Source organism: Peribacillus sp. TE19612, from assembly GCF_056279465.1.
Genome location: NZ_JBWCCL010000007.1, coordinates 168,369 through 194,956 on the forward strand (window position 1 = coordinate 168,369; position 26,588 = coordinate 194,956).

The window sequence follows — 26,588 nt, forward strand, 5'->3', positions numbered from 1 at the left end:
GCTTTATTGGCCTAATTCATTTAGTGCTTAGCGAGACCTTTGCCATATTTGGCAGAGGTCTCTTTATTTTTGTGAAAAAGGAGGAAATTGTGTTGGATTTTTTAACAGGTGAATTCATTTCAGGACTTTTAGCGATCATTATGATAGATTTGGTTCTAGCCGGTGATAATGCAATCCTTATTGGATTGGCTGCAAGAAAGCTTCCGAAAGAACAGCAAAAAAAGGTGATAATTTGGGGAGCGGTCGGGGCAATAGTGATAAGGATCATCGCAACGCTGTTGGTTGTTTGGCTATTAGAGGTGCCAGGACTGCATTTAATAGGGGGATTACTTCTTGTATGGATTGCTTATAAGCTCCTTATCGATGAAGAAGAACATGATGTGAAGCCTGCAGACTCGATGTGGGCTGCTATAAAAACCATCATTATTGCAGATGCATTGATGGGATTGGACAATGTCCTAGCTGTTGCAGGTGCTTCTCATGGTAACTTCACTTTAGTGGTAATCGGTTTACTTGTATCAATTCCAGTAGTTATGTATGGAAGCACTTTGATCCTGAAACTGATTGAACGCTTCCCATTCATCATAATAATTGGTGCGGGAATACTAGGCTGGACAGCTGCTAAAATGATCGTAGCTGAACCTTTCATGCACGACTACTTTGCAAATCCATTCATTAAATATGGATTTGAAGCGATAGTGGTTATTGGAATCCTGTTTGCCGGGATTTCAAGACAGAAAAATATCGAAAAAGAAAAAGCAAACAGAGAAAAAATGCAAATTGAACGTAATGGATGATGGATATAAAGAGACCTTTCGAAAATGAAAGGTCTCTTCTTTTTGTCTATGCCATATAAGTACAAAACAAGAAAAGGGACGTACCAAAGTCCGCACTTTGGTACATCCTTTTGCGAATTAGCAAACGATAACATGCACTTCAATCATGATATCTTAGCCAAATGAGCATATGGAGCGTTCACTCTGTTATTTTAGTTTAAGTTAATCCAGACACTTTTGACTTCCGTATAATTATCCAAAGCATAACTGCCCATTTCCCGACCGATTCCACTTTGTTTATAACCGCCAAATGGAGAAGCTGCATCAAATGCGTTATAGCAGTTTACCCAAACTGTACCTGCTTTTAATTCATTAGCCACATAATGGGCTTTTTTTACATCTTGTGTCCATAAACCTGCAGCCAATCCATATTCTGAGTTATTTGCACGGTTTATCACATCATCCAAATCGTCAAAAGGCATGGCAGCTACAACAGGACCGAAGATTTCCTCTTTAGCGATTGTCATTTCGTCTTCAACGCCTGCAAATATTGTAGGCGTTACAAAATAACCCTCTCCTTGTCCGTAATTACCCCCGGTAACCACTTCAGCTCCTTCAGACTTTCCTTTTTCAATATAACCGCCGACTCTTTCCATTTGTTCACTGGATACCAAAGGCCCTATCTGGGTAGATGGATCAAGACCGGCACCTTGTTTAATGTTTTTTGCATGGGACACTAAGTCAGCTACCACGTTATCATAGGATTTCTTTTGAATATACAGGCGGGAACCGGCACAGCAAACTTGTCCTTGATTAAACATGATGCCCATTAAAGCTCCAGGAATGGCTTTACTCATATCTGCATCCGGTAAAATGATATTAGGTGATTTCCCGCCTAATTCCAACGAGATTTTTTTCACGGTTCCCGAAGCTTGGCGCATGATCATTTTGCCTACTGAGGTTGAACCGGTAAAGGCAATTTTATCGACTTCTGGATGGTCTACAAGCGGTGACCCTGCTGTTTCACCAAATCCAGGTATGACATTGAGAACGCCAGGAGGAAAACCTGCTTCAAGCGCCAATTGTCCTAAATATAAGGCTGAAAGCGGCGTTTGCTCCGCTGGTTTTAAAACGATCGTACATCCGGTGGCAAGGGCTGCGCCTAATTTCCATGCGGCCATAAGGAGAGGGAAATTCCAAGGGATAATCTGTCCTACCACTCCCACCGCTTCATGACGGGTATAATTGAAGTAATTCCCAGCAACAGGTATTGTTTGTCCTACTATCTTAGTGGTCCATCCCGCATAATAACGGAAGTGATCGATTGCAAGGGGGACATCGGCATTAGTGGTTTCGCCAATTGGCTTGCCATTATCCAGGGTATCCAATTGCGCTAACGCCTCTTTATGTTCCTCCATGAGGTCCGCTAATTTATAAATGAGACGACTACGTTCCGATGCACTCATTTTTTTCCAAGGACCTTTGTCGAAAGCCGTACGGGCTGCTTTGACTGCTTTATCTACATCTTCCGGACCCGCTTCACTCACAACCGCTAAAACCTTGCCGTTTGAAGGATCGAGAGTCTCAAAGGTTTTTCCTGAAGCAGCTTCCACCAACTCCCCATTTATCAAAAGCTTTTTAGTGCCCTTCAAGAATTCTTGCACACGTGGATTGAGTTTTATAGTTTGTTCCATGTATAATACCCCTTTTCTATTGGATTATATGTTCGATATCTGTTTGGACAATGGCTCTAAGTAAAAGGATCAGGCATACTATTATGTTTTTTATCCAATTCCCCTTGGCAGACTTGCAGTAATTCTGACTATCTTGATTTCTTTCTTTCCCCCCTTTATCAAAAGGAATCAATATCTCGACTTGTAATTATGCAAGACTGATGCCATAAAAAAAAACCGATGAAATCAGTTAAGAAGGTGATGGAGGGAAAAGGGAAGGTGCCTCACTGTTCCATATTGGAACAGACAGGTGTTCCAATATGGAACAAAAAAGTTTAGTAGTTCACATATGCTTGTTTTCATTTTGGTGGATATCTGAATTTTCTGTTATAATTAAATTGAAGGAACGAACCCTTAATGCTCTGAAACTTTGGATCTCTTAAAGTTTCATTAATGAAATTGAATAAAAAAAAGAAGCCGATTTACTTGATTATACATACGGGAGGATTATTCAATGTCTGTTAATATAAGCGCGGATAAAGGAACCATACCGGCATTTATTCAAGAATCATGGCAGCGGTGCATTTCGAAGGGACTTCAGCCAAGCATGATGGATAAGGAAGATATGCTTGGTGCTTTTGAGTTGGCCGAATACCACGATCGATATGCGGAACTCCTGTACCATTCTTCTCCCATTTTAGAAGAAGTTTATCATTCGATTAATGGTTTGGAGTCCATTTTATTACTTGCTGCTCCTGAAGGATATATCATCGAAACAGTTGGGGATCCAGCTTTCATCCGCCATGCAGATAATGTTTCCTTAAGAAAAGGGGCCAATTGGCTAGAAGAATCAAAAGGAACAAATGCAATAGGAACAGCCATAGTGGAGAAGAACCCTGTATTGATTCATGGCAGTCAACACTTTCATCAGGATAACCATTTCCTTACTTGTGCCGCATCGCCCATTTATCACCCTGATGGGCACCTGCTTGGAGTTTTGAACTTAAGCAGTCATCAACAGAATTATCATCCTTTTTCCATTAGCTTAGTTCAGAGGGTGGCTGATAGCATCAAACAAGCACTCTTGTTGTCCCATACACAAAAAAGGGAGAAAAACCTTTATTTTATATATGACTCATACCCTGATCCGTTAATTACCCTTGATAAAGAGGGGAAAGTTACAGATCTCAATTCAGCGGCGTCACATGTTATCGGCACATTGGAAAAACAGGTATCGAATATTGTATCAGGAACAGACCCACTTGTTCTAGAGCGGAGGGTTTCGATTAAAGACCAGGAATTCTTGGTTCAAACCCTTGGCAAAAATATGGAACATCAATCATCCGTGATAGTACGGTTAAAAAAACAGAAATTGATTGATGGATTAACAACCAATCGTTATCAATTTACCGATATAATAAGTAATGATCCGCAAATGAATCAAACCATATCCATTGCTAAAAGAGCTTCAGCGCTTGATATCAGCCTGCTAATCACTGGAGAAAGCGGAACGGGAAAAGAACTGTTCGCCCAATCCATTCATGGGTATAGCTTAAGAAGTGATAAGCCTTTCATCGCCGTCAATTGCAGCGCAATTCCTGAAAACTTATTGGAAAGTGAGTTATTTGGGTATGAAAAGGGTGCCTTTACTGGAGCAAAAAGCGGCGGGCATAAGGGGAAGTTCGAAGCTGCAGATGGAGGAACCCTGTTTTTGGATGAAATCGGGGACATGCCGCTTCAAGCTCAAGCGTCTCTGCTCCGTGTGCTTCAGGAACGAAGTGTGACGCGTGTCGGCGGACATGCTTCCATTCCAATCGATGTCAGGGTCATTGCTGCCACCAACAAAGACTTACAAAAAGAAATGGAAGCTGGAGAATTCCGTGCAGATTTATTTTTCCGCCTTTGTGGATTATCTTTAAAACTTCCAAATCTGAGGAGTCGTAAAGATTTATTGCTCTTAGCAGAATACATTTTAGCGGATTTACCTTATAAGAGCGAATATACCGAACTAACAGTCGAAGCTAAAACATTCATTTTGGAATATTCGTGGCCAGGAAATTTCCGTGAATTGCAAAACGTTCTCGGACAGGCTGCATTCCTAGCTGATAAGGGCCCGATTACAAGGGACATGCTTGTGGCACTTTGTCCTGTTTCTTCCATTACAAATGAGGAAGGGGCAATTGCCGATCGAGAACCAAGAAACTTTCAAGAACAAGAAACCCAGCTTATCAGAAATGCATTGGAACGAACAAGTGGAAATATCAGTAACGCCGCGAAACAACTCGACATCGGCCGAAATACGCTTTATAGAAAAATGAAAAAATATGGAATCAACTTTCAAAAGTAAGAGTTCCTTAGTATATAAAAAACATGAATGATGAGTTTCCTTTGGAAATCTCAGATTCCCGACCTGATTTGGTCGGTTCTTGTTATTGCAAGTAACTATATGCGAACCAGCATACCTTGTCTCCTTATAAGCTACATTTCACTACTATAAATAATGAAGTGCAGGAAATCAAAATCTCATATAGAATGATATTATTGATATAGTATCTAAATTTCCGTAAGGGGATGTGTGGTCAATAGTATGAAGTTGTCATCTGAACATAAGAAGTATAAATTTGTATTGATTCAATATTTGGAAGAAAAAGAATCTGAGTTTTTAAATGAATGGAACGAGACTATTAAGATCAATGAAATAGACCCCTACAAAGAAAAGATTAAAGAAAATGGTTATGGAATGTACTCACTGGTGATCCAAACGTTCAAGGAAGTACTGTCTGAAGATGTGCTGGTTAAATTGGCTTACCAGGTTGCAAAAGAACGTCTTGAAGCGAATATCAACATTGGGGATTTTCTATATAATATCAATTTGGGGAGAAATATCATAATCAGAAATCTTTTTGGGGCAAATATCCCGATTAATTATATGCAGAAATTCATTAATGACATCAACTTGCACTTTGATACGTTCAGCTACCATGCAGTAACGAGATATACGAATCTTACAAATGAAGTGATTGAGGAAAAAAAGTCTTATATAAGTGAAAACCACAAAGATAAATTAGCGGTATTGGGCCAGATATCATCAAGCTTTGTACATGAATTCCGAAATCCTCTTACAGCTATCATGGGGTTCAATAAATTACTGAAGAGGGAGAACCCAGATTTGAAATATTTGGATATCATTGATTATGAGTTAAATCAGTTGAATTTCAGGATAACCCAATTCCTCCATACCTCTAAATCAGATTTTAATGAGGAACAAAGAGAGGAAATTTCAGTGTTAAAGCTAATTGAAGAAATACAAGAACTGACTTATGCAAATATTGTGGATGCCAGTGTTAATGTGGAAATAGATATTTATCCAAACTTCGTCATGACAGCGAGCAAGGATGGATTGAAACAAGTGTTCTTGAATCTTTTTATAAATTCGATTGATGCCTTAAAGGATAAGGAACATCCAAGAATTTTGAGGATAAACTCTTTAATCGAGGCGAATGAGAGAATAATTAGAATTTCAAATAATGGACCGGCCATTGCCAGTGAATTGATTGAATCTATTTTTGAACCTTTTGTCACGACGAAAGAGTTAGGAACGGGAATTGGGTTATACGTATGTAAAAAGATCATTGAAAGTAATGATGGATACATGAATTGTGTCTCCAATGAAAATTTAACCACATTCAGCATCCATTTCCCTAAAGTCCAGAATGAGCTTATAAGGGTTTAATACATATCATATAGTGACTTTTCATATAGCAATATAGTATACATATCGTTATTTTTCATGTACAGATTTTTGATTAATAGGAAAGACCGTTTCGGATCTGCCGGTATTTTACATAAAATCATTCAATGAAAATAAATATATTTGGAAGATGCAAAATCATAATTTGGTTTTTGGCATCTTCTTTTTATCTCTGTTATTTTTCGGTATATAACGGTGTCGAAATCTAAAAAGAAATCAGTTAAATTGTCATTTTTTTAATTCAATTGTGAATCGAAAAGGGGTCAATAATTAATATATGAATCAAAAAATGCATTTATGATGCAACAATGAATCGTTTTTAATCCATAAAAGCGTTAAACCCTAATTAAATAACTATCCTTTTTTTGGCATGGATATTGCTTTTATTTTTATATAGGTAAGAAATTTTAGTGAGGGAGGGTGCTTTTATAAAAAAAGAAGAGTGAGGAAAGAAAGAATAAGAGCTGGTTTTTTTTCATAAAAGAACTTCACTCAACAAAAAGCGAAAGTGAAAAATCAACAACCATTGTACTTTCCGTGTAATTCATTGAGGGGCTGATGGTAGTAAAGAGAGAGTATAAATAGAAATGCATTACCGGTCAATAGAATATACGCTGCGCAATATACATATAACGATTGTGAATTTGGCCTCATTAAAACTAATGATGAAACGGGGATAGGACTGTAAACATTGTTTTTTTGAATGAAAGATTTCTACTAGGGTACCCATGAGCAGTGGTTTACTGCTTACAAAACGGTAAATTGACAGTTTTAAAGGATGGTGACAATAGTGGCACTTCAAACAAATGAATTGAAACATGGTCTCAAGACCAGGCATGTCACAATGATTTCTATTGGCGGGGTAATTGGGGCAGGACTATTTATCGGAAGCGGAACCATAATTGATTCAGCAGGACCTGGTGCGATTTTATCGTATATAATCGCAGGATTGATGATCGTGCTTATAATGCGTATGCTGGGTGAAATGGCTGTTGTAAATCCTGATAGCGGATCCTTCTCAACATATGCACATCAAGCATTCGGTCCTTGGGCCGGGTACACAATCGGCTGGCTATACTGGTTCAACTGGGTTATCATCATTGCTATTGAAACTACGTTATTGGGAACTATGATTCATGATTGGTTTCCTGGTATACCTATGTGGGCTGCCAGTCTATCCTTCCCTATATTAATGACGATTACGAATATCTATTCAGTCAAAGCTTATGGGGAATTTGAATACTGGTTAGCTTTCATGAAAGTGGCTGCCATTGTAATATTCCTCTTCCTTGGTGCCGCCATGATTTTTGGATTGGTTCCGGGATTTGATTCACCAGGCCTTTCAAACATTACTGGAGAGGGAGGATTTTTACCAAAAGGTTTTCTGCCTGTCCTTCTTAGTGTGATATTCATCACTTTCTCTTTATCGGGAAGTGAGGTAGCTGCCATTGCTGCAGGAGAGTCTGAAAACCCTGAAAAAAACATTATTAGAGCCATAAACAGTGTCGTATGGCGTCTTCTTCTTTTCTTTGTTGGTTCAGTGACCGTGTTGGTTCTCGTAATCCCCCAAGGTGCTGAAGATTTACTGAAAACCCCCTATGCCAGCGTATTTGACATGGCAGGCCTGCCGGCAGCGGGTCAAATCATGAATATCGTAATCTTCACTTCATTGCTTTCTGTTTTGAATTCTGGCCTATATACAAGCTCTCGTATGTTATATTCTTTATCAAAAAAAGGTGATGCACCCAAAATCCTTTCCCGAGTGAATAAGCGGGGAATCCCGATTTGGGCGTTAATGGCAAGTGTTTTCTTTGCTTATGTGTTCACGACATTTAAATTTGTTTCCCCTGATAAATTGTTTGCTTTTCTCGCAAACAGCTCGGGAGGAGTCACGATGATCATGTATATCTTTATCGCCTTTTCTCATCTATATTTACGGAAAAAGACGGAAAAAGAAAATCCCGGGACACTCAAAGTGAAAATGTGGCTATTCCCTTATTTAACCTATGCGACCATTGCCGTCTTATTTATTATATTCGTTGCTCAGGCGTTTATTGATTCCATGAGATTGCAATTCTTTCTTACAACCCTTCTCACGATTCTAGTTATTGGGTCATACTTTCTGTTTTATCATAAGAAAAACGTAATTGCTGCTGAACAAGAAGGAAAACTAAAAAATATCCACGTTAAGGAAGGGTGAGGAATGTAGTCATTTTGTCCGTATAGAGAAAAAAGATTGCCTATTCTAATAAAAGACTGCCTTTAGTGGGCAGCTCCGTTTGTCGACTATAGGGGTTTCGAAATAGTCTCTTCCCAAACCATGATTTTAAAAGTAGACTAAGTTATCCTTCATGTTTTTTACTTTTTTTCGGGGTTTGTACACTTTGAACGTTGATTTCCACTCTAGGCACTCGCTTTCCGCGGGCGGTCCCGGGAGCCTCAGCGGCGCTCTTTGCGCCTGTGTGGTTTCCCTTGGACGCGCTTTTCCCGCAGGAGTCTCGAACACCCGCTCCAATCAACTGGATTGTTTTTTTAGAAAAAACTGTAGGTTGGTCTCATCCCGAACCATGTTAAAGACTAGTTTTACTTCATGGTTTTTACTGTTTTATGAAACCATCCTCACTTGATAGAAGGAATTTGCAACAATCCTGCCGAATAACTGGCTTGCCGAAATCCGACAGGCGCCTGCTTTGATGAGGCTTGGTGGAAAGGGAGCGGATTTCTGAAATCAACTGGAACTTTATTTAAATATAAAATTGCAGGCAAAGGCTCATTTGAATTTGTCTACAGCCTGGGCTGCCCTTAGTGGGCAGCTTTTTTTCTGGTTCCAAAAATGAATGCATTCATTTCATGAGGGCGTTTATGTATGATCGTAACCATGACTGCCACCCGCTCTGATCAATTATGATACTCATTCATTTGCAACTTTGAAATCCTTTGCTAGAATATAATCTATAGAAAAGATTAGGAGTGGTGACTGTGGCTGAAACTCCAGCTGAAGGTTTGATTCATTATATTGCACCAAAAGGAGAGTATATCCCTTTTTTAGATGATACGGACTATATCGCTAAAGGATTGGAATGGAAATTATTCACTGCCCGTTCGGTTAAAAGAGAACTATTATATAAAAGCGGAAGTTTTCAAGCAAAAGTCAAATTGGCAGGTTATGAACAATATGGCAACGGACTTGACACTGTAGTCGTTCAATTTGAAAATGGTAAGCTTAGCTGCATTAACCCTTCCTATTTAAAGGAAATGCAAAGCTCCAGTTTCGGAAAAGAACTGTTGAGTGGCCCGGTTTCCGAAACAGCTGCAGTTTCAAGTGAAACTGAGCAGGTGGATGAAGCACCAATTACGGAAAACGCCGATCAGCCAAGTGAAGAACCAAAAAAGGCAAAAACCAAAACTAAAAAAACGACAGCAAAACCTAAGCTGGACTTGCCTGGGGAAAAAGTGCATTTCACCGCGACCGTCAAGGAGTTCGCGGCAAAAATGAACCATTTCACTGGTGAAGAAGATGAAGTCATACTCTTGGAGAATGTCAAAGTGACAACGGAGCCTGAATTGACTATCGGCGATGCTTGGTGTGGATATAGCAAGACATTAAAAAAAGCTGAGCTCGAAGAAGGAGACGCAATCGAATTTGATGGAAAAGTGGTCGACAAAAAATACAATAAAGAAATACGCTATAAAGTAAATAATCCATCCAAGTTAGTGAAAAAAGAAGGATAAACACACGAAGTTATTGGATGATATGGAGTAAGCCGCCGCTTACTCCTTTTTTTTTGCCGTATTCAGGCATCTAAAGAAATGAATGATTACCTGAACTTATTAGAATAGATGCGTCCACCACTGGAATATATTCGTTTGTGGGAGATACAACTTATAACCTTTCTCCAATCGTATTGGTTTTGGGTTTGTGGTTTCATATTTTCCAGTGTTGGGGATAATACATTATGATCATGCATTTATAAAAAAGATAAGGGGGGATTTTTATATGAAAGAATTATTTAGATTATTGAAACAAGGTAATAAATCGGCGTTCATTGCTGCCTGTGTGAATAGTATCATCGCAGTGCTAAAGGGGATTGCCTATTTCATGACAGGAAATGTCGCTATGTTCGCAGAAACTTTACATACTTTGGGCGATGCTGCGAATCAGTTTTTCGTCTTCATTGGTTCCGCACTAAGTAAAAAGTCACCAACTGATCGATTCCCTGATGGTTTTGGACGTTTGGTTAACCTTGTATTACTAGGGGCAGTATTGGTTGTCGGGATCATGTCTTATGAAACGATTAAAGAAGGGTTCCATCACATTTTACACCCTGCAGAATCAACTGGTATCCTTATTAACTTGTCCGTCCTTTCGTTAGCGGTTGTGTTGGAATCATATGTATTATTTAAAGCGATGAAAGAAGTGGTCCATGAGACTGGCATCGAAGCTAAAGGGGCAGCCGTCATATTCAAGAGCTTTTCTGGTTTAAAAAGGGCAAAACCAGCGACGAAATTAGTATTTATGGAAGATATGGTTGCGACCGGTGGCGGCGTACTTGCGATAATTGCCATTTTATTAGCAAACTTCACGCCTTTTATCCAGGCGGAAGGAGTTGCTTCCGTCATGATCGGTCTTGGTATGTTTTATGTGGTTGGAAGGGTTTTTCTTGACAATGCTGCAGGTGCTCTTGGGGAAGCCGATATTGAAATGCGGCAAAAAATTGGAACGATGGTCATGGATGATGCAGACGTAAGGGATATACAGAAACTGGCCGTAATAAAAGAAGGGGAAGACTTTCATGTTGAACTTGAAGTTGAACTGGATCCCCATATTTCAATCGCACAGGCGGACGACATTAAAGATCGGCTGTTTAATCAGATATTAAAGGAAAGAGGGGTAACGGATGTCATTATAGAATTTGATGAAAATGATGGTATCCCAAAATGGGAAGGTCAGATAAAAAAAGAATTGAATGAAATGAAAAAAGACAGCGAGTAGAAATATTGGCAAAATACTAAGTGTCATGATCAGGATAATTGTGTGATTATAAATCATGACACTAATGATAATGCCTGTTCAATTCATCACGTACTTTCCTTGGGTATGCATTATAAGCTATCATGGACTTAGTTACATAAAGAAGGTCTATGGAAGGGTGAATAAGAATGGAGAAACAAAATATTAAGCTAGTTGCACTTGATATGGATGGCACGCTTCTCAATAAGGCTGGAGAGATATCTGAAGAAAATCGGAGAGCGATAAAAGAAGCCGAAAATCAAGGGGTTTTTGTGGTATTGAGCACAGGAAGATCCTATGCGACGTGCAGTGATTTTGCAAAGTCAATGGAACTCCAATCATACCTCATTACAGTAAACGGAAGCGAAATTTACGATAACCAAGGAAAACTGGTTGAAAGGAATATCGTCGATAGTGAATCCATACAATGGATGTGGGAATTAAGCCAAAAACATGGTACACATTTTTGGGCCATTAGCTGCGATAATATTTACAGGGCTGAAATGCCTGAAAAAATCCATGATTCGCAATGGCTTAAATTCGGTTTTGATACAAATGATGAAAGCATCCGCCAAATCATCATGGATGAACTGGTATCAAAAGGAACCTTTGAAATAAGCAATTCAAGCCCAACGAATATTGAAGTGAATGCCATGGGCGTCAATAAAGCGAAAGCGATAAAGCTCGTATGTTCATTGCTCGACATTACCATGGAAAATGTAATGGCAGTGGGTGACAGCCTAAATGACCTTGCGATGATTTCTGAAGCAAAAGTGGGCGTGGCAATGGGAAATGCCCAAGAAATTGTGAAAGAAAAAGCAGATTGGATTACAGCGACAAACGAAGAAGATGGTGTAGCTAAGGCCATTCGGAAATGGGTGCTTTCAAATTGAATCGAAACTGTATATGGGACGTATTCCATATACAGTTTTTTTATTTAAATGGCGCTGCATGACAATTAAATTTTAGCTGCTGAATTAATTTCTTGAAAATTGTGTCTTTTAGAAGTATGATAATCTTGTAGTGTTATATTTTGGTAATATATTAATAATGGGAGGTATAAGGATGACAAGTAGTTTGCCTGAACAGTGGTGGAATCAATTAACTTTACCAGTTATCTCAGCACCTATGTTTTTAATATCCGGTCCTGAGTTAGTGAAAGAATGCTGTTTGAATGGGGTGATCGGCTCTTTTCCAGCACCGAATGCGCGGCCGATAGAGGTACTAGATCAATGGATGGGTGACATAAACGATACATTGTTTGCAGCAAAGGATAAAGAACCAGGCTCAAAGATAGCCCCATGGGCAATGAATATGGTTGTTCACCGTACATATAGCCGGCTTGAAGAAGAGTTGGAATTGGTTAAAAAGCATCAGCCTCCCATCGTCATTACATCATTAGGTTCACCAAAACATGTGGTGGATGTCGTACATAGCTATGGCGGGTTGGTCTTTTCGGATGTCAGCTCTGTGGATTTTGCAAAGAAAGCTGCGGAGTCAGGTGTGGACGGATTGATCTTGGTTGCTGCGGGAGCAGGCGGTCATGCTGGTGACATAAATAGCTTTGCTTTCGTGGACAGCGTTAGGACATTCTGGGACGGAATCATTTTGCTCGCCGGATCGATCAGTACTGGTCACAGTATTTTGGCAGCTCAGGCGGCAGGAGCGGATCTTGCATATATGGGTACACGTTTTATCGTGGCGAAAGAGAGCAGGGCAAATGATGAATATCGTGAAATGCTTGTCGATTCTGACCATGATGACATCATCTTGACTGATGCATTTTCAGGCGTTAATTGTAATATGCTTAAACCGAGCATAAGGAAGGAAGGATTGGACCCAGAACAATTAGCCAAAAAAGAAAAAGTCGATTTTGACAGCATGTCCAAATCGTCTGAATCTAAAGCGTGGCGTGATATTTGGTCAGCGGGTCATGGTGTGGGGGCGATTAAAAAAATAGATACCGCTGCAGGCATCATAAAACAATTAGAAAAAGAGTATCAGGAGTCCTTGAATAAATTGACCGGGCAGGCGGAAAAATTAAAAGGAATTATATCGAAATGATATGAAAGCGCTTTATTTAATTATGCTAATATAGCTAATAAAAAGGGTATCCATTATGGGTACCCTTTTTTGCCATGTAATATCAGAGCTAATTCATAAAGTATTTTCAGCTTAAAAGGCAATCTAAATAGATTTAAAGATAAAAGCAGCAGAATATATAGGATGTATCGCTGTGAAAAAATATTGATAAAAAGATGGATAAATGTTATATTATTTTCGTGATAATGACCAAATGAACAATCTAGTCATATATTATTAATTGTTTAAAAAGTAATATATATTTAGGTGAAGATGAAGAATTTTAATTTTAAATTTACATTGCAGAAGCATATGACTTAATTTTGTATTCTTTCATCCGTTTTCACCGAGATAGATTAAATAAACGGCATATTCGTCGTATAGGAGGGCTTGGTAGGCGTGTTAAAATCTTTAAAGGGTGAATTTTTAGCCATAATAAAACATCCTATGATACTCATTTCCATAATAGGGATCATACTGATTCCTTTATTATATAGCGGCACATTCCTTTGGGCATTTTGGGATCCATATGGTAAGGTGGATCAATTGCCTGTAGCCATTGTCAATTTGGATGAGGGTGCGGAGTTCAATGAAACGGAACTTACAATAGGAAAAGATTTAGTCAAGGAGTTAAAGGAAAAGAAGGATTTCGATTGGCATTTCGTCAGTCAAAAAGAAGCCAATGAAGGCCTGGAAAATCAAGATTATTACATGAAAATAGAAATTCCGAAAAACTTTTCGAAGAATGCAACGACCTTGCAGGAGGACAGTCCGAAAAAACTTGATTTAATTTATACGTCCAATGAAGGGTTCAATTATATATCCACTAAAATAGGTGATGCAGCTTCGGAGAGAATCAAAGGGGAGGTTTCGTCGGCGGTTACGAAAACCTATGCGGAGTCAATGTTCGATAATTTGAACGAAGTGACTGACGGACTCAAAAGTGCCAGTGATGGAGCTGGAGAATTGAAAGACGGAACAGATACAGTGAAAAACGGCTCCAGTGAACTGGGTGAAGGGATTATCTCAGCTAAAGAAGGTTCCAAAAAAGTGGATGAAGGAATTGACTCCCTTCATTCAGGTTCTGTCGAAATCCATGAAAACCTGGAAAAATTAGCTGAAAAATCATTGACCTTTTCGAATGGGGTCGGTTCGGCAGCTGCAGGATCAAAGGAACTTAATCAAGGGTTACAACAGTTCAGCTCTGGTGTTGGGCAAATGAAAGATGGTCAATCCGAGCTTTTGCAAGGGGCAAAGAAATCTGAAGCGGGAACTGGTGAATTGGCCTCTGGATTGCAGCAGTCATTAGAGGGCTTCAATCAAATAGATGAAAAGCTGCCCGCTTTGACTGAGGGGGCAAATGGTGTAGCGGCTGGTGCCGCCCAGCTTTCAGGTTCATTGTCTGAATGGATTGCAGCATCGAACGAAGCAAAAGCGGGGGCATCTGAAGTTTCGGCAGGTTTGGATGAGGTTATTTCCGGATTGGAACAACAATCTGAAGCTACGGATGATCCTGCAGAGAAAGCGCGTTTGGAGGGAGTGATTTCTTCTCTAACACGCATCAGTGAAGGTAGTAAAGGAGTATCTGAAGGAGTGGGAAAACTATCGGCCAGTGCAACCGAAATTGCTAAAGGCTCAAATAGCCTTAGTGATGGAGCCAATCAGTTAAGTGAAGGCACTAGTGCGTTAAGCGGCGGATTCACGCAATTGAAGCAAGCTCAGGATAAACTCGCCAATGGGGCGAATGAACTGAAAAATGGCCAAGGTCAATTGGTGTCTGGTTTGACAACATTTGGCGAAAGTATAGATTCAGCGCAGAGTGGACTTGGACAATTAACGGAAGGCAGCAATAACTTGGTAAGCGGGCTTGATCAGCTTGAAGATGGCTCCAAGCAATTATCAAGTGGAACCTCACAGCTTTCCGAAGGTTCGAAAGGTCTGGTTACAGGAACGGATAGATTGAAGGAGGGTTCAAACAGCCTAACTAGCGGTATGGGAGAACTGGCGAATGGAGCCATTAAGTTACAAGATGGAATCGCCAAACTTTCAGATGGATCTGCAGAATTACATGACGAATTGAATGACGGGGCAAATGAAGCAGGCAAGATCAAATCCAATGAAGAAGTTTATGACATGTTTGCAAGCCCAGTTAAAGTAGATAAATTACCAATTAATAATGTACCGAACTATGGCACTAGTTTTGCACCGTATTTAATTTCATTAAGTTTATTTATCGGGGCTATCGTTCTCACGATCATTTTCCCGTTAAGAGATCCTGCTGTTATACCTGCGAGTGGATTTAGCTGGTTTATTAGTAAATACAGCGTCATGGCACTCATAGGAATCTGTCAAGCCATATTGGTGGACTCGATTTTAATTTTGGGCCTTGGAATCAATGTTACGAGCCTGCCGCTGTTTTTTGCAGTAAGCATTCTTGCTAGCTGCACATTCATGGCAATCATTCAGTTCCTGGGTTCAGCCTTTGACAATCCAGGCCGGTTCATAGCATTATTGATTTTGATTCTCCAACTGACCAGCAGTGGCGGAACATTCCCCAATGAATTAGTACCTGGTTTCTTGCAAGGATTCACACCGTTCCTGCCGATGACTTATTCCATTAATGCTTTTCGTGCTGTCATCTCAACAGGAGATTATAGCTTCATGTGGCATAATCTTGCCATATTGGCGATATTCCTCGTTACGGCATTAATCTTATCACTTCTTTACTTTATTTATCGGTATAAGAAAATGAACGGCACATTGAATGAAAATCAGGAAGAAGCAACTGCACAATGATCAAAAAAACAGCGACCCATCTGGGTCGCTGTTTCAGACTGTAGACAAATTCGAGGAAAGTGAGTTTGTTTACAGTATTTTATGGGTGTACAATTTAGACGTTGATTTCCGCTTCGGACACTCGCTTTCCGCGGGCGGTCCAGGAGCCTCCTCGGCGCCTTTACGCCTGCGGGGTCTCCCCTAGACGCGCTTTTCCCGCAGGAGTCTCGCACCCTCCGCTCCAATCAACTTTGTTTTAACTTTTAGATAGAACCCTTTGCCTAAAGTCTTTATTGTTTTAAAAAATAATTTTAAAAGCTGAGGTGAGGAGGATCCTTTCTAAACATATTTCAAAGGGGGTTCTGAATTTTTTAATTCCGAACCCCATTGTCTACAAACTGAAACAGGTACCCGTCATGAGTCGCTATTAAAAACCTGAATATATGTGCCAAGCGCTTCCTGTTCACAAGGAAAGGGAAGATGTCAAAAAACGATTATAGTGACAAAACTATGGCGCAACCTGTAAAAGAGCGTAAAAGTATTTAAACAGCTTTTATACCCTTGTCTTTTGGGAAGCAGGTGCATATTTCTTCATTGGATTTTTTGCAATGACATCCTTTAAATAAGGATCACCAGAAGGACCTGGTTTTCTCATAAGCTCCATTAGGTAAGATATATCGTCCATGGCCCTGTGTGTTTGAAAATTAGTGATATTATGTGCCTGCAGTAATGTTAAGAGTTTACTATTCTCAAATCCATATTGCTTCCAAGGTACATTACGCATCGTACAGTACCACTTTTGATCATTGATTTCCGGATACATTTGGTAGAGAAAACTTCTATCGAAAGAAGCATTATGTGCGAAAATCGAATCGGTACGGTCAATGAAGGTTTTAATTTTTTCATCATGAAAACTCTTTCCTTCTACGGAGCTGTATGGAATTCCATGAATTCTGTATGCTTGATCATAATTCCTTCTTGCTCCATAGGAGAGAGGCTCCCTTAAAAATGATTCTTGATCAATAAGATTAATGATTTCCCCTGTTTCACTGCTGTATGTAAAGAGTATAAGGGCAAGCTCGATAATTTCATCTGAAGAGGGACGTAAACCAGTTGTTTCTACGTCCAGTACTAAACCTAATCTATTAGTCAATTTTTTTTCCTCCAGTTGGGTTACATTCTTCTATTATAGCTGACATAGAATGGCTATTGAAAGCATTATGATCGTTTTAAAGGATTTGAAATATTGAAGGGAAGGGTGAACTAACGATACTAAAAAAAGATAGAGATTTTTAAGCAATCTCTATCTTAGACAGTAGACAAACTTGATGAAAATCGAATTTGTCTACTGTTTTTTTGCTTATACAGATTTGGACGTTAATTTCCACTTCAGGCACTCGCTTTCCGCGGCCGGTCCGCCCTCGGCGCACTTGCGCCTGTGGGGTCTCCCTTGGACTGCTATTCCCGCAGGAGTCTCGCACACCCGCTCCAATCAACTATGTTTAAAAATTTAGATAGAACCCCTTTTGTCTACTGAGATAGAGATTATAAGCATCTCTATCTTTTTTATCCATATTCATATGCAGTGCAAAATGTTTTCCAATTCATTTTCGGCAATTTGTACGAATTCTTCGTTTTTTTGAAGACTGAAAATGTTTTTGGATTGCTTTATATAGTGCAGTCCTTCTTCAGGTTGTTGCAGCTGAACCAGATTCTTACCAGTTAAAAGATGGAGTTCCGCATATAAATATAATGATTCTATCGAATTACAAATGTTGATCCCTTTAAGAGTATAATTTAATGATTCCTGATAATAATGGAGTTCAGTCAATGTTTGTGCTAATCCATGAATGATCTTCACGATAATGGTACCTTCCTGATTCACATGGGGAATATTCTCGATAAATTCCAGTGCTTCATTGAAGATGGTGATGGCCTCTTCATAATTTTTCGTTTTAAAATGGATGATCCCGATACTATTTAAAACTTCTATTTCCTGTTGATGAAGAATGACCCGTTTACCCATGGTAATCTGCATGGCCTCATTCAACAATTCTATAGCCTTTTGTTTGTCATTGTACAAATGAAAAAAAGAGATACCTTCATGCCATTTTAAGAATTGATAAAATGATATCGATTTTTCCGGTGCAGTTGCCATTTCTTTTTGGACGATTTCATAAATTGCTTCATAATTACGTGTCCGTTTGTATTTGTTAATCAAAAGTTTAATGGTTTCTATGTAATTATAAATCGGTTCATTTTTAGTAGTGAAGAAATACGGCAGATCAACTTTAAGTTTATCCGCAAAAAGTGCCAATTCATCAATGGTTGGAGAAGTGATGCTTCTTTCATAATCTGTCAGGGCATTAGGTTCACATATATCCTTAGCCAGTTCTTCTCTTGTAAGATTTTGTTTTATTCGTAATTCGTTGATAACAGAGCCAACCTCTATTTTCATTACAATTGCCCCTTTGTACCTATATCTAGAATTCTATTTTAACATAATTTAATTTTTATCAGTAAGATAATTGAAAGATAGTATGATATAACTACTTTACGTGTATTCCTTGGGTACCATCCAACTAAAAAATAACGAAGAACGTTTTCTTATTGAAGCGATCAAACTGAAATTACGTCTTTTCGATATAAAGTGAGAAAGGTATATAATCATTGATAATAGCAATCATGAGACTTGGAATATAAGAATAAATAAAAAGAGGCGGCAATCTGCCGCCTCTAAAGCTTTTAATTTCCAATGAATTGTTGGGTCCAATAGTGGGCGTATTTCCCTCCAGTTACATGCCCGATTCCAATGTGCGTATAGTTTTTGTTAAGGATATTCGCCTTATGTCCGGGGCTGTTCATCCATGATTTCATGACAGCATCCGCACTAGGTTGACCTGCTGCGATATTTTCCCCTGCATACTCGTAACTGATTCCAAAGGATTTCATCATATCGAAAGGCGATCCATAACTGGGGCTTGTATGATTGAAATAATTATTATCACGCATATCTTCAGATTTTAGAACGGCTACGTTGGAAATGGCTGTATCCATTTTAAGTGAAGGGAGGCCCGATTTTACACGTTCTTCATTAACTAAACTAAGGACCTGCTGTTCAACTGATTGACTTTCTTTGCGATTAACCGTGGTATTGGATGATTCGGGAAGATTTATGGTTTGTCCGATTCGAATTTGATTTGCATCGTTTATAGCAGAGTTCGATTTAAGTAATTCGTCAATGCTGACATCATATTCAGAAGCGATTTTCGTTAAGGTATCTCCTTCTGCCACCTCGTAAGTATTGGCTCCCAAAGCGACTTTTGGAGATAGAAGTGATAGTGACAGTGCGGATAAAAGGATGATTTTCTTCATTTTAATTCCTCCTAGTAGAATATCTGGATTGGAAGTATAGTATCCTATAAAAATAGTTTTGTGTAAAATTAGCTCATTCTCATTCTTTATAGGACTAGGAAAAAGGGATAGTATGAGAATATACATAATACGGGTACATATGACTTGGCAGATTATATGGTAAATCCAAATCATAGGTCTATTTGATAAATTGGAATGATGGATTTCTGGAAAAAAAGAATCATTTTACGTTTGCAGGCTATGTTTGTCAGGGTAAATAATAAGTACATCAAAACGATATAGTTATATGGAACTAAAAAGGATGAAACTAATTAATTATTACAAGAGTGGAGCTTGTATGGATTTAAAGGCAGGGAAAGTGTTTTGGAAATATACATTTGAAGCGAGAAAATATCCCATGTTGGAGGAAGACCTTTCATGTGATGTTTGTATAGTAGGGATCGGTTCATCAGGGGCACACTTTGCCTATTTTTTGGCAGAGACTGGTCTGAATGTCGTCCTGATCGATAAACGGGATATAAGTGAAGGAAGTACGGTTGCGAATACTGGACTTTTACAGTTTTCAAATGATAAAACATTAACTTCCCTCATTCATAAGTTTTGGGGAAGAAGCTGGGACCGGCATGTTCAGCTTCGTTTGGACGCCATTCGGACACTTTAGAAAGAGGTCGTTCCAAGTTTAAAGGAAAATCCGGACTTTAAAATTAGAAAAAGCTTGTACTATGCATCCAATTCCATGCACGTTTCTAAGCTTAAAGAAGAATATAGGAATCTTAAAACCCGCAATTTCCCTGTTGAATATCATTCTGAAAAAGAGATTAACCGGAAATTTTCGTTTCCGAAAGCAGGAGCGCTGGTCCAGATAATGATGCTGAAATCAATCCTTATAAACATGCACATTTATTGATTGAAAAGGCTGTTTCGAAAGGCGTACGTGTCTATGCAACAACAAAAATCAATGAAAAGATAGAGAATCAAACCCAGTTATTTACCGAAACGGGTCACACGGTACATGCACAGACGGTCTTCTTCGCAATTGGTTATGAAGCCCAAGAAGAAGTGAAGGATAAAAATGCAGTGATTCTCAGTTCATATGCCATAGCAACAAATCAAATAGCCGATCAAGCTAAATGGCATGATAATATGATGATTTGGGAAACGGCACGGCCTTATTTATATGCAAGAAAAACTCCTGACAATCGAATTATCATTGGTGACCTTGATGAATCGACCGGTTATCTGGAGAAAAGGGATTCAATGATTTTGAACAAAAGAGATAAATTAATAAAGCAGCTTGTCAATCTGTTTCCAGAATTAGAGAATCGGATCTGGGCTGATTATTATTGGGGAGCTTTTTTTGGTGAGACCCATGATGGTTTACCGACAATAGGAATGTATCCTGACCATCCTAATTGCTACTTCTTATTGGGTTATGGCGGGAACGGGACGGTTTACAGTGTCATCCTTTCCCATATCATCAGGGATTTGATTACAAAGGGAGGACATGAGGACTCTGCATTGTACGTTAAGGAAAGGCATTTTTCAAAAAGTATTGTCCATTAAGACAGGTATCTCTTCATCATGAATCGAATTAAGTAGACAGCTGAATATACGGAGGGATTCTTCGATGTGGTTTAAGGAATTGGAAACAGAAAGGCTGAATTTAATCGAAATAGGTCACCATCATGCCGAGAGTCTGTTTGAAATCCTCTCTAAAGATGAAGTGACCCAATATGATGGGATTGAAAGTTTAACTCTAGTAGAAGATGCCCGCCGCTTAATCGACTCGTTTAAAAGTGCTTATATAAACAAACGAGGGATGCGGTGGGGAGTCATTCTAAAGGATTCAGGCAAATTCATCGGTACTGTTGGCCTGCATCAATTGAGCCTAGCCAACAAACGCGCCGAAATAGGATATGAAATCCATCCTGAATATTGGAGGAAACACTTTACGTCTGAAGCTGTCAATGAAGTATTGCGCTATTGCTTTGAAGAATTGAGACTAAACAGAATCGCCGCTTTAACTTTCAAGGATAATATTGCATCCAGAAACCTTCTGAAGAAATTTGGATTCAAAGAGGAAGGCAGCCTCAGAAGTTATCTATTTCTTCGTGATCAGTCGCATGATGCCCTGGTATTTTCCTTGTTGAATACGGAGTATTGCCAGTTAAGGCAACAAAGTGTTCAGGAATCATATAGATTTTAGTTTGGTATAGAAGATTGCAGCTGGCCCAAAGTGCCAGTTTTTTTATTTGCAGATGATTTTATATCAGTAAAGGACAATATACATATTTTTCATGTTAAAATGGTATGCGAATTCATTAATCAGTCCGGATGGACATAAAAAGGAGCAAAATCATTGTGAAGATATTATTTCCGTTGCTTGCGGTCCTGGGCGGAATCACCATTGCCATACAAGGACAAATCAATGGTGGATTAGGAAAAAAAGTGGGGGTCATTGAAGCTTCCTTCATTTCGTTTGGAATCGGGACTCTCGCTTTATTATTTATTGTTTTGTTTGCGGGAAATGGAAATATTTCTGCCATCGCGTCTGTACCCAAATGGCAATTAACAGGCGGACTGTTAGGGGCTATTTATGTCATTGTGATCGTATTGGTCGTGCCTCGGATTGGAGTGGCACCGGCATTGGTCGGGGTTATAGCAGGCCAGATAATTATTGGGGCAGTCATTGACCATTTCGGTTTATTTGGAGGCGTACGCATCCCATTGGATGCGAAAAAGGTGGCAGGAATTTGTTTACTTTTTGTGTCATTATATTTGTTTAATCATAAATGAAGAAGGGGCACTTTTCATTGAAACGACGGGTATATATAGGGGAATATTTCTATTCTCCTATAGTTAATGCCTATTATTTGGAGATTGATTAAAGAGAACTAAATATTTTAACGAAGTAATGCATTATCCTGCTAAAATATTTTATTTGAGAAGGGATGGTTTTGCTAGGAAAGTTGTCTTAGTAATCAACCTGATATGAATTATTAGAATATTTAGAAATAAATAGACAAGAGAACCTATATGAATACTGATTTAGAGGGGTTTGTAAAAACACCTGGAAGTCGGAAGTCCTTTTAGGTGATCATTTCTATTTACCTAGTATCTAGATCGAATTGATTAGCAATTAATTACTATATTGTGAAAAAGTACTCACCGGTTTATTGATTTTTTGATTTATTCGTAATATACTTAAAATTCAACATCTTTAATTCGAGGTATAGTATCCTTGGCGAGGTGAAAAAAAGGTGATTTTTTACCTAGTAAACTGCATTAATTGCTATTTTTAGGTAGAAATTAAGATTTATGCAAACGGTTCGCTAATTGATTTGGGTGAATTTCTGCAATGAATGCTTCTACTTTTCCTCGCAATCATTATATGTACTATACGGAAGATTAATAGGTGTTAGAAGGATAATCTCTTAAATGGGAATATTCTAAGAAAGATTAAAGATGAGGGGGAATATTTTTTGAAAAAGTCTAAATTTTCAGTGCTTGCTCTTCTTATGGCCATCATGCTTATGCTTGCGGCATGCAACGGCGGTTCGAAGGAAACTTCGAATGAAAAAGAAGGAGGCTCGGGTGACTCATCCGGATCAAAAGTATTAAACGTAAACAATTCGAGTGAACCTGGTTCGCTTCACCCTGCAAATGCACAAGGTACTCATGAATCATGGATCCTTGAACATACGTTCGAGGGGCTGACAAAGAAAACAGAGGAAGGCAAAATCGTCCCTGGTTCTGCAGAATCATGGGAAATCAGTGAAGATGGATTAACTTGGACATTCAAATTGAAAGATGGTTTGAAATGGTCAAATGGAGATCCGCTTACAGCCAATGATTTCGAATACGCTTGGAAATATGCTTTGAAACCGGAAACGGCTGCAGATTATGCTTACCAACTTTATTATCTTAAAGGCGGGGAAGCATACAACAGTAAGAAAGGGAAGGAAGAGGATGTAGGGGTTAAAGCGACAGACGAACATACATTAGTCGTTACTTTGGAACAGCCTACACCATATTTCCTTGACTTGACTTCTTTCTATACTTTCTATCCAATCAATAAAAAGGTACAGGAAGAAAATCCAAAATGGGCTTTGGATGCAAAAACTCACGTTTCAAACGGGCCGTTCAAATTAACGGAATGGAAACATAAAGAAAGCCTGAAAATCGAAAAGAATGAAAATTACTACGATAAAGATAAAATCAAATTGGATGCGGTTAACTTTGCTCTAATTGAAGATGAAAATACAGCATGGCAAATGTATCAGAGTGGCGAATTGGACCTCGCTTATCCACTGCCAGTGGATATTCAAGGTCAAATGGTCAATTCTGATGATAAAGAATTCAAAATGGGCAAAGAACTTGCTGTTTACTATTACAACTTTAATACAGAAGTGAAACCTTTCAATAATGCTAAAGTAAGGAAAGCGCTTTCAATGGCTATCGAGCGTCAAAAAATCACCGAAAATGTTGCTCAAGGCGGACAAAAGCCTGCTTTCGGCGTAGTCCCTCCGGGTATTCCTGATGCATCTGGAGATTTCCAGGAAAATACAGGTAACCTATTTAAGGAAGATGTTACCGAAGCTAAGAAATTGTTAAAAGAAGGACTTGCTGAAGAAGGCATGAAAGAATTACCTGAGTTTTCAATTTTGTATAACACTTTAGATTCACACAAGAAAATTGCTGAAGCGGTTCAAGGAATGTGGCGTGATAACCTGGGTGTTGAAGTGACACTTGAAAATGCAGAATTCCAAGTTAAGCTTGACCGTGAAAAAGCTGGTGACTTTGAAATTTCCCGTGCAGGATGGGTTGGTGACTATGTTGACCCGATGACATTCATGCTTTGGGAAACGGACGGCGCCTATAATGATGCAGGTTGGTCAAACAAAGAATATGATAATTTATTAAAAGAAGCAAAATCTACAATGGATCCAAAAGAACGCATGGATGCTTTGCATAAAGCAGAGAAAGTCATGATTGACGAAATGCCGATCGTTCCGGTTTACTTCTATACAAAACCATATATGGTTAAATCGAATGTTACTGGAGTTTTTGCTCCAATTAACGCTTATCCGAACTTCATTTACGCGGATAAAAAATAATAGAAGGATAATAGTGAAATGGGAGGTATGTCCGATTAAGGTCATACCCCATTTTTCAATTGCGAATTTGAATATTTCATGCATTCATTTCCGTTTTCAACTTCTTAGAAAATCGATGATTGGGGTGATTACCATGTTGAGATATACATTAAACCGTTTTAAATGGGCGATTATTACTTTATGGGCTGTTATTACATTAACGTTCATCATAATGCATACGATTCCGGGAAATCCATTTGCAAAAGAAGGAGCCATGCCTCCTGCTGTTTATGAAAACCTTCAAGTCCACTATGGATTGGACAAGCCGTTGTTGACCCAATATGGGAATTATTTATTGGAAGTCGTTCAATTTGATTTTGGTCCTTCATTGAAATCTTCATCCATTACCGTGAATGATTACATTTTGAAGGGGTTTCCGGTGTCATTGCACTTAGGGGCACAAGCTTTGGTGATTGCCATCTTCTTTGGCCTCATTTTGGGTGTCGTGGCATCACTGAAAAGGAATAAATGGCCCGACTATTTATCAATGATCATTGCCATCGTAGGGATTTCCGTTCCTAACTTTATCCTTGCGACTATTTTAATCAATTATTTCGCAATTAAATGGAATATATTCCCTGTTGCTACATGGGCGACATGGCAGCATACCATTTTACCATCCATTGCCCTTTCCATGATGCCGCTTGCTTTCATCGCGAGACTGATGCGGACAAGCATGCTTGAAGTAATGGGGCAGGATTACATTTTGACAGCAAAAGCCAAAGGATTGAAACGGAGCGGTGTCATAATCAAACATGCGATTCGGAATGCGTTATTGCCGATTATCACGATTCTGGGCATCCTTACGGCTAATATCGTGACAGGAAGCTTCATCATTGAACGTATTTTTGGTATTCCGGGCATGGGAGATATGTTCGTAAAGGGAATATCCAACAGGGACTACCCGGTGATTCTTGGTTCCACAATTGTGTATAGTGCGGTGCTTATTCTATTGATATTCATCGTTGATATAGCCTATACGTTGATTGATCCTAGAATTAAAGTGACGGGGGAGAAGAAATAATGGCAGATAAAGTGCATTTAACCGAAGATATGTTCCAACCCGCCGAAGGCAACTTTAAGGAAGCTGAAAAAATAGCAAGACCTACAGTTTCATATTGGTCTGACGTCTGGCGTCGATTTAAAGAAAATAAGCTGGCGATGACGGGGTTTATTCTAATAATCCTCTTGGTCTTGATGGCAATTTTTGGTCCGTATATTAACGGATATACTTATTATGGACAAGATTTCGAGAAAAAGAATCTTAGCCCAAATAGCGAGCATTGGTTTGGAACGGATTCATCAGGAAGGGATCTATTTACGCGAGCTTGGTACGGTGCAAGGATATCCTTGTTCATTGGATTGATGGCAGCGCTGATCGACTTTTTAATTGGTGTCCTTTATGGAGGGATTTCTGCCATTCGCGGCGGACGCACGGATAATATCATGATGCGTTTCGCTGAGGTGATCTATGCGATTCCATACCTATTGATGGTTATCTTAATGATGGTCGTATTAAAACCTGGTATTCTGCCGATCATCATTGCAATGTCGATTACGGGGTGGATTCCGATGGCGCGACTGGTACGTGGACAAGTTTTACAACTGAAAGAGAATGAATATATCCATGCTGCAACAATCTCTGGAGCCAATACGAGCTGGACTTTAAGAAAACACATGATTCCAAATACAATGGGACCGATCCTTGTCAATTTAACGTTGACTGTACCTACTGCCATTTTTGCCGAAGCTACACTTAGCTTTTTGGGACTGGGAGTACCGGCACCTCAGGCAAGCTGGGGAACATTGACAAGTGATGCACTGGGAAGCATTCTGGTAGGGAATTTCTATCAACTGTTAATCCCGGCAATTTTGATTTCCTTAACGATGTTCGCGTTCAATGTGGTTGGTGACGGATTGCAGGATGCCTTAGATCCAAAACTACGGAAATAAATGAGTCCTAACATAATGATTTGATATTACTAGAAT

Annotated in this window: 20 protein-coding genes; 16 read left to right on the forward strand and 4 right to left on the reverse strand. The window is 39.1% G+C overall.

Annotated elements, in window-relative coordinates; translation table 11 throughout:
• The first annotated feature begins 92 nt into the window (after positions 1-92).
• Entirely contained in the window at positions 93-797 is a 705-nt protein-coding gene (locus ACZ9AO_RS14345) for a TerC family protein (RefSeq protein ID WP_053535188.1), read from the forward strand.
• Between the two features lie 191 nt (positions 798-988).
• On the opposite strand, the gene ACZ9AO_RS14350 is transcribed toward ACZ9AO_RS14345, so the two are convergent.
• On the reverse strand, positions 989-2,470 hold the full coding sequence (locus ACZ9AO_RS14350) for an aldehyde dehydrogenase family protein (protein WP_251539910.1): 1,482 nt from the start codon (positions 2,468-2,470) through the stop codon (positions 989-991).
• A 493-nt stretch (positions 2,471-2,963) separates the two neighbouring features.
• On the opposite strand from ACZ9AO_RS14350, the gene ACZ9AO_RS14355 reads away from it, so the two are divergent.
• The 8 genes from ACZ9AO_RS14355 to ACZ9AO_RS14390 all read left to right on the forward strand — a co-directional run bounded on the left by ACZ9AO_RS14355 (position 2,964) and on the right by ACZ9AO_RS14390 (position 16,089).
• Positions 2,964-4,796: a sigma-54-dependent Fis family transcriptional regulator gene (locus tag ACZ9AO_RS14355; protein ID WP_063593683.1), complete on the forward strand. Its 1,833-nt coding sequence runs from the start codon at positions 2,964-2,966 to the stop codon at positions 4,794-4,796.
• A 240-nt stretch (positions 4,797-5,036) separates the two neighbouring features.
• Positions 5,037-6,182 carry a histidine kinase N-terminal domain-containing protein gene (locus tag ACZ9AO_RS14360; protein ID WP_251539908.1) on the forward strand — a complete coding sequence of 382 codons (1,146 nt, stop codon included), beginning with the start codon at positions 5,037-5,039 and terminating at the stop codon, positions 6,180-6,182.
• A gap of 799 nt (positions 6,183-6,981) precedes the next feature.
• Positions 6,982-8,400 carry an amino acid permease gene (locus tag ACZ9AO_RS14365; protein ID WP_251540202.1) on the forward strand — a complete coding sequence of 473 codons (1,419 nt, stop codon included), beginning with the start codon at positions 6,982-6,984 and terminating at the stop codon, positions 8,398-8,400.
• Between the two features lie 779 nt (positions 8,401-9,179).
• A complete protein-coding gene (locus ACZ9AO_RS14370; protein ID WP_318292483.1) occupies positions 9,180-9,932 on the forward strand; it encodes a hypothetical protein in 753 nt (250 codons plus the stop codon).
• A gap of 265 nt (positions 9,933-10,197) precedes the next feature.
• The gene (locus ACZ9AO_RS14375; protein WP_048679638.1) at positions 10,198-11,193 is read left to right on the forward strand and encodes a cation diffusion facilitator family transporter; all 996 of its coding nucleotides are present in this window, start codon (positions 10,198-10,200) and stop codon (positions 11,191-11,193) included.
• 167 nt (positions 11,194-11,360) lie between these two features.
• A complete protein-coding gene (locus ACZ9AO_RS14380) occupies positions 11,361-12,104 on the forward strand; it encodes a Cof-type HAD-IIB family hydrolase (protein ID WP_176474892.1) in 744 nt (247 codons plus the stop codon).
• A 172-nt stretch (positions 12,105-12,276) separates the two neighbouring features.
• Positions 12,277-13,275 (forward strand): NAD(P)H-dependent flavin oxidoreductase, encoded by a 999-nt coding sequence (locus ACZ9AO_RS14385; protein ID WP_054395689.1) that lies wholly within the window; start codon positions 12,277-12,279, stop codon positions 13,273-13,275.
• Positions 13,276-13,692: 417 nt separating this feature from the next.
• The gene (locus ACZ9AO_RS14390) at positions 13,693-16,089 is read left to right on the forward strand and encodes a YhgE/Pip family protein (RefSeq protein ID WP_476109315.1); all 2,397 of its coding nucleotides are present in this window, start codon (positions 13,693-13,695) and stop codon (positions 16,087-16,089) included.
• A 532-nt stretch (positions 16,090-16,621) separates the two neighbouring features.
• On the opposite strand, the gene ACZ9AO_RS14395 is transcribed toward ACZ9AO_RS14390, so the two are convergent.
• From ACZ9AO_RS14395 to ACZ9AO_RS14405, 3 genes are all read right to left on the reverse strand, one after another.
• Positions 16,622-17,221 carry an exonuclease domain-containing protein gene (locus tag ACZ9AO_RS14395; protein ID WP_251539903.1) on the reverse strand — a complete coding sequence of 200 codons (600 nt, stop codon included), beginning with the start codon at positions 17,219-17,221 and terminating at the stop codon, positions 16,622-16,624.
• A 423-nt stretch (positions 17,222-17,644) separates the two neighbouring features.
• Complete coding sequence (locus ACZ9AO_RS14400) at positions 17,645-18,526, reverse strand: helix-turn-helix domain-containing protein (RefSeq protein ID WP_476109316.1); 882 nt, start codon at positions 18,524-18,526, stop codon at positions 17,645-17,647.
• 287 nt (positions 18,527-18,813) lie between these two features.
• Entirely contained in the window at positions 18,814-19,443 is a 630-nt protein-coding gene (locus tag ACZ9AO_RS14405) for a CAP domain-containing protein (protein ID WP_476109317.1), read from the reverse strand.
• A 337-nt stretch (positions 19,444-19,780) separates the two neighbouring features.
• Here ACZ9AO_RS14405 and ACZ9AO_RS14410 point away from each other — a divergent pair, with 337 nt between their 5' ends.
• The 7 genes from ACZ9AO_RS14410 to ACZ9AO_RS14440 all read left to right on the forward strand — a co-directional run bounded on the left by ACZ9AO_RS14410 (position 19,781) and on the right by ACZ9AO_RS14440 (position 26,552).
• A complete protein-coding gene (locus ACZ9AO_RS14410) occupies positions 19,781-20,104 on the forward strand; it encodes an FAD-dependent oxidoreductase (protein WP_251539900.1) in 324 nt (107 codons plus the stop codon).
• A 242-nt stretch (positions 20,105-20,346) separates the two neighbouring features.
• The gene (locus tag ACZ9AO_RS14415; protein ID WP_476109318.1) at positions 20,347-21,006 is read left to right on the forward strand and encodes an NAD(P)/FAD-dependent oxidoreductase; all 660 of its coding nucleotides are present in this window, start codon (positions 20,347-20,349) and stop codon (positions 21,004-21,006) included.
• A gap of 64 nt (positions 21,007-21,070) precedes the next feature.
• Positions 21,071-21,649, forward strand: coding sequence for a GNAT family N-acetyltransferase (locus ACZ9AO_RS14420; protein ID WP_251539898.1), 579 nt, complete (start codon positions 21,071-21,073; stop codon positions 21,647-21,649).
• Between the two features lie 155 nt (positions 21,650-21,804).
• A complete protein-coding gene (locus tag ACZ9AO_RS14425; protein WP_098865135.1) occupies positions 21,805-22,239 on the forward strand; it encodes a DMT family transporter in 435 nt (144 codons plus the stop codon).
• Positions 22,240-22,925: 686 nt separating this feature from the next.
• Entirely contained in the window at positions 22,926-24,560 is a 1,635-nt protein-coding gene (locus ACZ9AO_RS14430; protein ID WP_251539897.1) for a peptide ABC transporter substrate-binding protein, read from the forward strand.
• Positions 24,561-24,693: 133 nt separating this feature from the next.
• Positions 24,694-25,623 (forward strand): ABC transporter permease, encoded by a 930-nt coding sequence (locus ACZ9AO_RS14435; protein WP_048679446.1) that lies wholly within the window; start codon positions 24,694-24,696, stop codon positions 25,621-25,623.
• Positions 25,623-26,552 carry an ABC transporter permease gene (locus ACZ9AO_RS14440; protein ID WP_048679430.1) on the forward strand — a complete coding sequence of 310 codons (930 nt, stop codon included), beginning with the start codon at positions 25,623-25,625 and terminating at the stop codon, positions 26,550-26,552. Before ACZ9AO_RS14435 ends, ACZ9AO_RS14440 begins: the two co-directional genes overlap by 1 nt.
• Positions 26,553-26,588: the final 36 nt, after the last annotated feature.

Excerpts from the sequence above, each read along its gene's own strand:
- ACZ9AO_RS14350 (WP_251539910.1), bottom strand. The coding sequence starts at position 2,470 with ATGGAACAAACTATAAAACTCAATCCACGTGTGCAAGAATTCTTGAAG.
- ACZ9AO_RS14355 (WP_063593683.1), top strand. The coding sequence starts at position 2,964 with ATGTCTGTTAATATAAGCGCGGATAAAGGAACCATACCGGCATTTATT.
- ACZ9AO_RS14360 (WP_251539908.1), top strand. The coding sequence starts at position 5,037 with ATGAAGTTGTCATCTGAACATAAGAAGTATAAATTTGTATTGATTCAA.
- ACZ9AO_RS14375 (WP_048679638.1), top strand. The coding sequence starts at position 10,198 with ATGAAAGAATTATTTAGATTATTGAAACAAGGTAATAAATCGGCGTTC.
- ACZ9AO_RS14380 (WP_176474892.1), top strand. The coding sequence starts at position 11,361 with ATGGAGAAACAAAATATTAAGCTAGTTGCACTTGATATGGATGGCACG.
- ACZ9AO_RS14385 (WP_054395689.1), top strand. The coding sequence starts at position 12,277 with ATGACAAGTAGTTTGCCTGAACAGTGGTGGAATCAATTAACTTTACCA.
- ACZ9AO_RS14400 (WP_476109316.1), bottom strand. The coding sequence starts at position 18,526 with ATGAAAATAGAGGTTGGCTCTGTTATCAACGAATTACGAATAAAACAA.
- ACZ9AO_RS14405 (WP_476109317.1), bottom strand. The coding sequence starts at position 19,443 with ATGAAGAAAATCATCCTTTTATCCGCACTGTCACTATCACTTCTATCT.
- ACZ9AO_RS14410 (WP_251539900.1), top strand. The coding sequence starts at position 19,781 with ATGGATTTAAAGGCAGGGAAAGTGTTTTGGAAATATACATTTGAAGCG.
- ACZ9AO_RS14420 (WP_251539898.1), top strand. The coding sequence starts at position 21,071 with ATGTGGTTTAAGGAATTGGAAACAGAAAGGCTGAATTTAATCGAAATA.
- ACZ9AO_RS14435 (WP_048679446.1), top strand. The coding sequence starts at position 24,694 with ATGTTGAGATATACATTAAACCGTTTTAAATGGGCGATTATTACTTTA.
- ACZ9AO_RS14440 (WP_048679430.1), top strand. The coding sequence starts at position 25,623 with ATGGCAGATAAAGTGCATTTAACCGAAGATATGTTCCAACCCGCCGAA.